The sequence below is a fragment of the Sphingomonas sp. NPDC092440 genome, from assembly GCF_044754985.1.
In the GTDB taxonomy this organism is placed as follows: domain Bacteria; phylum Pseudomonadota; class Alphaproteobacteria; order Sphingomonadales; family Sphingomonadaceae; genus Sphingomonas.
Map to the genome: position 1 here is coordinate 80760 of NZ_JBIVQA010000017.1, position 8136 is coordinate 88895.

The following is an 8136-nucleotide window of genomic DNA, read 5'->3' on the forward strand; positions in this document are numbered from 1 at the left end:
GCCATAGCCGTGTCCGCCATAGCCGTGTCCGCCATAGCCGTGTCCGCCATAGCCGTGTCCGCCATAGCCGTGTCCGCCATAGCCGTGTCCGCCATAATATCCATGCCAAGCGCCGTAGCCATGATCCGCATGGAAGTAATGATGGTGGCCATGTCCGCCGATTGAGACGAACACCGGGGCCCCTTCGTAGGGCGGGTATCCATAGAAAGGTCTGTAATTGTAGCCGTAGCCGTATGGGTCGGATGCGCCACGAATACGAACAGGCGCATAAACGCGATGGTGACCGTGTCCTGCATAGTGGCCATGGCCGTGTCCGCCCCGCGCCCATGCAGCGCTAGGGAACGAAGCGATCATTACGCCCGCTGCTGCGATCGCGAGAATGTTCTTCATCATCTCAACCTCCTGCCGATTTTGACCAAGTTGGCGCGGCCGAGGGCGGGCCTCGTCAATTCTGCTCACATCTTCGCCGGCGCCTTAAAAGAGTGGTACCCACGGAACCTGGCCGGGCATCGTTTGTTGCCGTCGAATTCAATCATCAGCGCGGACCAGGCAGAGGCGGAGGCGCCATTCCTGGCCAAAAACTGCCCGGTCGCCCGTGATGACTATAACCATGATCGGCCATCTCCAGTTGAAGGAGGCAATTGGCGAAGCCTTGGCTCCCCGGCACGAAACCATAAGCGCTGCAGGTCGTCTCATGCCGGAACAGCATTTCCTGCCGACCGATGCATCCACCCAGCACGGCGGCGGGGAGAGCAATCACTAGAAGCGTCCATCGTCTGCGCATCTTTCGGCTACTCCCGCTGTTGGTCGTCGAGTGTGTCGTTCGCTGTCCTGGTTGCCAGTTCCGCAATGCCACCTGCCGAGCGTCGCATAGGGTTGGTGGTCATGGCGGCAATTGGCATAACGGTGCCCACCGTGCCCTGAACCACGCATAGGGAAAGCCGCACTGCGCGCATTCCAGCTGCCAGTATTTCGCGCCGCGACGTGCCCACCGCTGTAAATGACGTTACGGCCATCGGATTGTGATTTTGCCCGATCTCCGAGGATGTGGAATGGCCAGCGGCAATGTCTGCCGGATGAGCCGCTGCGCTATGCGATTGCGCGGCCACAGGGTATGCGACAAGAGCCGTGAAAAGAGCAGCAGCCAGTCTCCAAAGCGATTTCACGTTTCATCCCTTGTCAGGCGATACGCCGCGTTGAGCGGCACATCGATTGATTTTGCCAATGCTGCTCAGTTAATCAGGCGGCGTCTGAGACCTTTTGTACCTGCTCACCGACGCCGGCAGCATTGCTAATGATACGCAATACCTTGGGCTGCGAAGTTCGCACCAGCTTGTCGCACCGGTTAAAACCGATTTACCGATCGACACGGAAGCTCCTCGGGGGGATTGGACAGCGGAGGGCATGGAATCTCTCGTTCAGGCCCGGACAGTCTGCGTTAGATTGCCGACGGACCGTCCTTGCGCGCCGGACGCGCGCCCCCGTAGGCTGGCAGGCTCATCACAACCTTGAGACCAGGCTGGTTGTCGTGCAGCGACAACGTGCCGCCGTGTGCCCGCACGACAGCGGAGACAATCGACAGACCCAGCCCACTGCCGGGCGTTGTCCTGCTAGCATCCAAACGGGTGAGACGCGCGACCGCCCGCTCACGATCGTTATGGCCGATACCAGGGCCATCGTCCGCTACGGAAAGAATGACACGGCCGTCGCGGGTTTCTGTGCGCACCTCCACATTGGCGGCGGCACCGCCATATTTGAGAGCATTGTCAATCAGGTTGACCACCGCCTGCATCAACAGCGGGCGAACGCCTTCCACGACCGCTGGTTGCGCATGGCCGACGAGCCGCCGCCCTTCGCTGTCGGCGGCCGGCTCATAGAGATTGACGGCCTCCCTTGCGATCGCTGCCAGGTCGACCCGCTCGAACGCTTCGGACGTCAGTGCCTCGGTGCGCGCAAGTCCCAGCAGGTCGTTGATGAGCTTGAGAAGAGCATCGAGGTCATGCGTGGTGTCGAGCAGCAGACCCGGATCGCTCGTCGTTTTCCGCAGGATCGCCAGCTCGATTCGAGCCTTGATTCTGGTGATCGGCGTCTTCAAGTCGTGCGCGAGCCCGTCGGTCGCAGCGCGCAAGCTGGCGACCATCCGTTCGACTTCGGAAAAGCAGGCGTTTACCGTTTCTGCCAGTCGATCATATTCGTCGCCGTTCCCAGTTGTCGGCAGGCGCTCATCCAGGCGGCCGGCGAGGAACCTCTCACCGGTGTCACTTACCCGTTCGACAAAACGGAGCGCGCGACGACTGATCAACCATCCCAGTCCCAATCCGATCAGCGAGGTGAGTCCAATCGACCAGATCAGGGTTTCGATGAAGCGCTCGCGCAGCCGGGCCCGCCCGCTCGCGAGATGCCCGACGAGGAGGCGACTTTTGCTACCCAAAGGAACGACTTGCGCCTCGATATCATGCTTGACGGTGCCCTGCCCGCTCTTGAGCGGCACCGCTGAGCGGCTCCAGCCGTATTGACGCATGTCGCGCGGCCAGACGGAAAGATCACCGGCAATGACCTCGAATCTGTCGTCCGCAACCACGTAGACAAAATCCCTCGCTTCGTCACGTCGCGCACGGGCGTCGACGAAACGCGTCAGCTCGGTCAAACCTCCTGCATTGTAGCGATCGACCAATCCTGTAATTTCGGCGCCCACCATATGCCGTGCCTCGGTATCAAGGAGGCTGATGGTGCGGACGTATTGCAAGGTCAGCGCCGTGACTGTTGCAACCAGGGCGGCAAGTGTAACCCATAGCGCGCCCCTGAATGCGGCGGCATGGGTCTGCTTTCGCCTATCGTGCATCGAGACGATAGCCCGCTCCGCGCACAGTTTGAAGCAACGGTCGCTCCCCGGGATGATCGATTTTCGCGCGTAACCGGCTGATGTGGACATCGATGACATTCGTTCCGGTATCGAAACCATAGTCCCATACGGCCTCGAGCATCATAGTTCTGGTCACCACCTGGCCAGCATGTCGGACGAGGTAGTCTAGGATCTGGAATTCCTTGGCGAACAGCTCGATTGCCCGCTCGCCGCGTCGCGCGGAGCGCGACAAGAGATCCAGGTCAAGATCCGCCACCCGCCGCACGACCGTGGTGGATGCGGCGCCCTCACCGCGGCGAATGATGGCGGCCAGCCGCGAGATCAACTCCTGGAAGGAAAATGGCTTCGGCAGATAATCGTCTGCGCCACTGTCGAGACCGCGGATACGATCATCGACTTGACCAAGCGCGCTCAGGATGAGTACGGGAACGGTCTTGCCTTCGGCCCGCAAGGCTTGCAGCACCGAGAGCCCATCGAGTTGCGGCAGGCTCCGGTCCAGGATGATGGCGTCGTAGCTATTGGTGAGTGCAGACGTCAGACCATCGATCCCGGTCGCACTGTGATCGCACGCATGGCCCAGCTCGATCAGCCCCTGCCTGACATAGTCCGCCGTCGCGCTGTCATCTTCGATCAAAAGCAGCTTCATGCGGTCACCTCAATTTGCATTAACGAGCAAGTCTGAGCTCCACGTCGCCATCCACTTTAACACCGCGAGCCGAGCCAGTCGCCTGTTCTCGACATCGCCTGCGCCCTGAGGAGGATGGAGTTTCGAGGTCTGGCCCTACGCGTTCAGTAGCGCGCGCGTACGTTCCATCTGCCTGTGGCAGACATTACAACCATGTAATCAGATAAGCTTCGACCCGAGCGACGAGCAGCACCGGGCACCGGGCACCGGCGAGTCAACGCACCGTCAATGAAACCCTTGTAATGGAGCCGTCAGAGACATTCCAAAGCACTAGGTCAGATCGATGGCAATGGCTCATAAGATCGTCTTGAGCGAGATCGGGTTAATCGTCTCGATGCTCGCGGTGGTCGCCTTGGGGCTGACAATTTCCAGTCAATGAGCAGGGCATTATCGATGATATCCAGCAAACGGGCCCTTGCCCTATTCGTAGCTATGACCGTCTTTGCGGGCGCTCCGGCAGCCGCCCACGATCCCAACGAGCTAGGGGCTGGACCAGGGCCGGCCAACGTCTCGGCGCCACAACGAGACGGCAAAAATGCTGGTATGCAAATGGATCGAAACCCGGCGACTGACGCTCACCCGGGCGACGAGGCGTCAATGGGCCACATGCATGATGGCTCGCTGGTTGGGAAAACCTTCTCGCAACGGCTCTTCAACTGGCTCGGCCGTCTCCATGTCATGGTCATTCATTTTCCGATCGCCATGATTATCGGCGCTTTCGGGATCGAGCTCTTCGGTTTGTGGAGGCGGAATGCGCGCTATCAGCACGTCGCGCGTATCATGCTGGTCGTCGGCACCCTTGGCGCGATCGTTGCCGCGTCGCTCGGCTGGTTCGCCGGCGGCTTCTATCTTGCGGACCGCAATCCGGTCTTGATGACGCATCGTTGGCTTGGAACTTCGATCGCCGCGTTTGCAAGCCTGCTCGTGTATCTGGCCTTCGCGCGTCGGCGGCGGCAGCGTAAGGACCGCGCCGTTTACTGGTTGCTCCTGGCAGGGCTGACGGTCGCGATCTCAATCCAGGGGTGGCTTGGCGGATCGTTCATGCACGGCGGCCTGCGCCACCTCGCGTTTTGAGCGCGGGCATGGCGGGATCTCCGAGTCTCTTGATGACCGCAGTCGCGGCCGACGTGCCTTGGTTCATCGATGTGGGTCGCATTCTCCTGGCGGCTCTACTGGGAGCACTGATCGGATGGGAACGCGAACGCCGTGGTCGGGAAGCGGGTATTCGAACATATATGGCAACCGCGCTGGGCGCGTGCGCTTTCGGTCTTATTTCGGGAGCGATCGGTGACCAGGGTCGAATTTCCGCCGGCATCGTCACCGGGATCGGGTTCATCGGTGCAGGTATAATTCTGCGAGACACTGGTCGTGTGACCGGGTTGACGACGGCGGCAACGCTTTGGGCTTCCGCCGCGGTGGGGCTGAGCGCGGCCTACGGGATTTACCACCTTGCCGCTATCACGGCGCTATTGATCCTGGGTGTTCTTGAACTCCATCGGCTGCCGGGCTGGGCTCACTTCTCGCATCGTGCACGACGCGTGCATGAAAGTACCAACGACAAAGGCCCGGGGGGTGATGCTCACGACGCCCCAGCGGCGCCGCGCTCCGCATCCGATGACACAATCGCGACCGCTGCAATTTCACGCCTTGAACACTGAGACCGTACGCAGATGGATTGGACGGTATGATGCGACCAACCCGGGCAAGAAGCCGGCCCGAAGTGACAATAATGTATTCGACAGCTCAGACAAGCGGAGCACCATATGACTGAAGGGAGAAAGGTGACGATACAGAAGAGGCGCGTCAATGTTGCCGGTGATCGGCCGCTCCTTCGGACTTGATTATTCAAGCGAAAGCGCCGCTGGACCGCGGGCGACATTGCTCAGCCGACGACGTTTCAACCACAAGTTCGATAACAGCCAGGAAAGGGAGATCAGCCGAATTCGAGTGACGGGGCCAGCCCCTTGGCCCGTCTGTCCGGCATCGAGTGCGTTCTTGTATTCAACGATGATGCCGGCAAAGACCCCGGCCGCCTTACCCCGGGGCGGTCGGGGTCAACCATTTACGATAGCGCTGGTCCGTAGCAAGACATTGAAAGCGTTTCGCCTGTTGCCTGAGGAGGAGATAATGCCGCGATCCGCAGGTGCGCGGTCCGTCCGCGAACCGAACTTCTCATCTGCCAATGGCGCGATTTTACAATTCACGGATCATCGCGGCGCTGGGAATTCGAGATACAAACATCGCTCTCCGCCGATTGAGGCACAAAATTGATGCGCCCTCCGTTTGCCCGAGCTCTCGGTTCGAGCGAGAGCCAGCTAAGGCATAAGAACGATGCTTCATCCGACCTTGACCGGATATTTCACCCATGTCTAATTGCCTGTATGGGAGCTGGGCGCGTGCCGACATCGGACGAAGTCGAAGCGCTTGCCGAACGTATCCGGAGCGATGTGAACGGCGCTCAGAGATCCGTCGCGTGGCGCGACCTATCAAAGGACTCGCCCGTCCGGCTTCGCGCCGTAGCTGCGGCGCATCTAGCGTTCGGACTTCATCTCGACCCTGCGGGCTTGGCCTTCATGGAAAGAACGTGACTCTTCCCGATCAAGCGACGACGGCAAGGTTATGGCCTTTCGACCGCCGCACTCGCGAAGCGTGAGCCTCATTATGGGCCTCGATTGAGGCCGGCCGGCGGAATTAGCTAGCTTAGCGACGCTCGGCGAACCACTGCTCGAGGGCATGAGCATAGCAGCCGGTCTGTCCGCCAGCCCCAACTACCGAGCAACTGTTCGGTCGTCCCATACGAGACGCATCGTCGAGGATACGCACCCGGCTAGCCCAACTCTGCGCGGGCGCGTGATATTTGGTTTCGCGCAGGTTCTTTGGAATTCGATAGCGCTCGAATTGGGGTTCACGCCCGCAAACGGCGATATCACTGTCGGTTCCCGGCGGACATGGATCGTTTCCGTATACGGTCAGCGACGCGAAGCGATCGGGCTGCGTCGTGTCGGCGGCGTGCACCGCATTAACACCAGCCAACAGCAAACTCGCCAGAACGATGCCAGCACCGCCTCGATAGAGATTCCGCCGTCGGAAGTGGCCGTTGCAACCACACGGCCTTGTGCCCCGAGTTAAGATCGTGTTCATGACAGATTCTCCTCGTCAGCGGACTTGGGCTGCCGCCGCTTGAGAAGCTTCGATCACGCTTATGGCATCAGACTGAGCTCTTGGTGAACTCGCTGTAAGACTCTCGACTGACCAGGCCTTTGAATTGATAGAGGGGATGCCGAGACGTACGTATCCATGGCCGTCTCCTCGCTCAATCTTCGACAAGCTATCACTTGCCAGACCGCATTCTTGCGCGGCATCACATGGAAAGCATCGGTGATGTCACGCGCGCCATCGAGTTGGGGAATGGCCCCCTCGATAGCCGCGACGGTATCCGTGTGCCCCATCGCGATCCATACCCGCGCACCCGATGGGATCATCGCAATGCCTTCAACGCCGAAGCCACCAGCGCCGGCGAAGCTGAGGCAAAGATGCTGATCCGCTTGCCGCGCGCCAGGTCGATGACGATCGCGGGCTGCAGATCAGGGCGTGCTGCTTCCACGTCCTCGATCATCACTGCCGCGGCGAAACCGGGCGTTGGCAAATCATCAGATACCGGCTCGGCATGAGCTTCACGCAGCTTCCGCCGCCACGTGTAGATCAGCGCCGACGAGATATCGTACCGCCGGCAGACCTCGGCGACGCAGGCACCCGGCGCAAACGCCTGGTTGAGAATCTCCAGCCGCTCCTCGTCGCTCCAGCGGCGACGCCGCTCCGGCCCGGAAAACACCGTGATCTGCCCCATCGACCGCTCCAAAGCGCACTCTTACGAGCACGCTAAAGACCGGCCCCTCAGCTCAGCGGCAAGGCGGGCTCCGCCGGATGGGTACGAACGAGAAGTCGTAGCCGGCGAGTGTCTTTACGACGGGGAGCCGGGCCATGCGCAGGGCCGCCTTGATCCGCCGGTTTTCACGCAGCGACAACTCTTTGCCCAGCAGTTCGTCGGCGTTGAACCGGTGCTCGGGCAAGCGCTGCAACTCCTCCCGCTCCTCGGCGAAGGCCTCGATCACCACGCGTTGGGTCGTGCCATGCACCCGGACATTGGCGACCGTGTCGAGCCAGTCGATGAGCTGGGCGTTGAGATCCTCCATGTTGCGGAAGGATCGCCCCAGGAAGAAGTCCTCGCGGATGTAGCGGAACGGCCGCTCGACCTTTCCCTTCGTTTTGGCGCGATAGGTATGGCGCGACGATCAGGATGAGAGGCGGATCTGGAGCGCAGCCCCTGTCGATGCAACTCCAGTATCATCATGGCTTCTCCAAGTCGGATCATCGGCGGCGCCTCCCACGAGGAGGTCTTCTCGCGCCGATTTTGGCGTTGCCAATGCACCGGGGTTAACCCCGGCGCATTGGCAACCAGGTCCAACAATCAGGGAATTTTCAAAGCCCACTTTTGGGTTCTCCCGCACTTTTGGTGCAGGTGGCGGGGAACGAATCATGAATCTGGTCGATTCAAGCAGGCTCCATAACGAGGGAGCCTTGTCGATCC

At 60.5% G+C, this 8136-nt stretch carries 8 protein-coding genes and 2 pseudogenes; 3 read left to right on the forward strand and 7 right to left on the reverse strand.

Annotated elements, in window-relative coordinates; genetic code table 11:
- Positions 1–393: pseudogene (locus tag ACIQCS_RS21590) on the reverse strand (hypothetical protein); the annotation flags it as partial.
- Between the two features lie 217 nt (positions 394–610).
- Between ACIQCS_RS21590 and ACIQCS_RS21595 the strand changes: the two are divergent.
- Entirely contained in the window at positions 611–763 is a 153-nt protein-coding gene (locus ACIQCS_RS21595; protein ID WP_401531769.1) for a hypothetical protein, read from the forward strand.
- A gap of 675 nt (positions 764–1438) precedes the next feature.
- On the opposite strand, the gene ACIQCS_RS21600 is transcribed toward ACIQCS_RS21595, so the two are convergent.
- Together ACIQCS_RS21600 and ACIQCS_RS21605 are read right to left on the reverse strand one after the other, a co-directional pair.
- Positions 1439–2842, reverse strand: coding sequence for an ATP-binding protein (locus tag ACIQCS_RS21600; RefSeq protein WP_401531771.1), 1404 nt, complete (start codon positions 2840–2842; stop codon positions 1439–1441).
- Positions 2832–3509, reverse strand: a complete 678-nt coding sequence (locus ACIQCS_RS21605; protein ID WP_401531773.1) for a winged helix-turn-helix domain-containing protein — start codon at positions 3507–3509, stop codon at positions 2832–2834. The genes ACIQCS_RS21600 and ACIQCS_RS21605 overlap by 11 nt, the downstream gene beginning before the upstream one ends.
- Before the next feature lie 636 nt (positions 3510–4145).
- On the opposite strand from ACIQCS_RS21605, the gene ACIQCS_RS21610 reads away from it, so the two are divergent.
- Positions 4146–4622 carry a DUF2231 domain-containing protein gene (locus tag ACIQCS_RS21610; protein ID WP_401531775.1) on the forward strand — a complete coding sequence of 159 codons (477 nt, stop codon included), beginning with the start codon at positions 4146–4148 and terminating at the stop codon, positions 4620–4622.
- Between the two features lie 32 nt (positions 4623–4654).
- Positions 4655–5206 carry an MgtC/SapB family protein gene (locus ACIQCS_RS21615; protein WP_401531777.1) on the forward strand — a complete coding sequence of 184 codons (552 nt, stop codon included), beginning with the start codon at positions 4655–4657 and terminating at the stop codon, positions 5204–5206.
- A gap of 1042 nt (positions 5207–6248) precedes the next feature.
- Here the strand turns inward: ACIQCS_RS21615 and ACIQCS_RS21620 are convergent.
- From ACIQCS_RS21620 to ACIQCS_RS21635, 4 genes and pseudogenes are all read right to left on the reverse strand, one after another.
- The gene (locus tag ACIQCS_RS21620) at positions 6249–6689 is read right to left on the reverse strand and encodes a hypothetical protein (RefSeq protein ID WP_401531779.1); all 441 of its coding nucleotides are present in this window, start codon (positions 6687–6689) and stop codon (positions 6249–6251) included.
- A 337-nt stretch (positions 6690–7026) separates the two neighbouring features.
- Positions 7027–7395, reverse strand: coding sequence for an IS66-like element accessory protein TnpA (tnpA, locus tag ACIQCS_RS21625; protein WP_401531781.1), 369 nt, complete (start codon positions 7393–7395; stop codon positions 7027–7029).
- A gap of 52 nt (positions 7396–7447) precedes the next feature.
- Positions 7448–7825, reverse strand: a pseudogene (locus ACIQCS_RS21630) (ATP-binding protein); the annotation flags it as partial.
- Between the two features lie 15 nt (positions 7826–7840).
- Positions 7841–8136: hypothetical protein (locus ACIQCS_RS21635; RefSeq protein WP_401531782.1), on the reverse strand; the 296-nt coding region annotated here is incomplete at its 5' end.

What these genes read in the sequence shown, in the direction of transcription:
- ACIQCS_RS21595 (WP_401531769.1), top strand. Translation starts at nt 611, where the DNA reads ATGATCGGCCATCTCCAGTTGAAGGAGGCAATTGGCGAAGCCTTGGCT.
- ACIQCS_RS21600 (WP_401531771.1), bottom strand. Translation starts at nt 2,842, where the DNA reads ATGCACGATAGGCGAAAGCAGACCCATGCCGCCGCATTCAGGGGCGCG.
- ACIQCS_RS21605 (WP_401531773.1), bottom strand. Translation starts at nt 3,509, where the DNA reads ATGAAGCTGCTTTTGATCGAAGATGACAGCGCGACGGCGGACTATGTC.
- ACIQCS_RS21610 (WP_401531775.1), top strand. Translation starts at nt 4,146, where the DNA reads ATGGGCCACATGCATGATGGCTCGCTGGTTGGGAAAACCTTCTCGCAA.
- ACIQCS_RS21615 (WP_401531777.1), top strand. Translation starts at nt 4,655, where the DNA reads ATGACCGCAGTCGCGGCCGACGTGCCTTGGTTCATCGATGTGGGTCGC.
- ACIQCS_RS21620 (WP_401531779.1), bottom strand. Translation starts at nt 6,689, where the DNA reads ATGAACACGATCTTAACTCGGGGCACAAGGCCGTGTGGTTGCAACGGC.
- tnpA (WP_401531781.1), bottom strand. Translation starts at nt 7,395, where the DNA reads ATGGGGCAGATCACGGTGTTTTCCGGGCCGGAGCGGCGTCGCCGCTGG.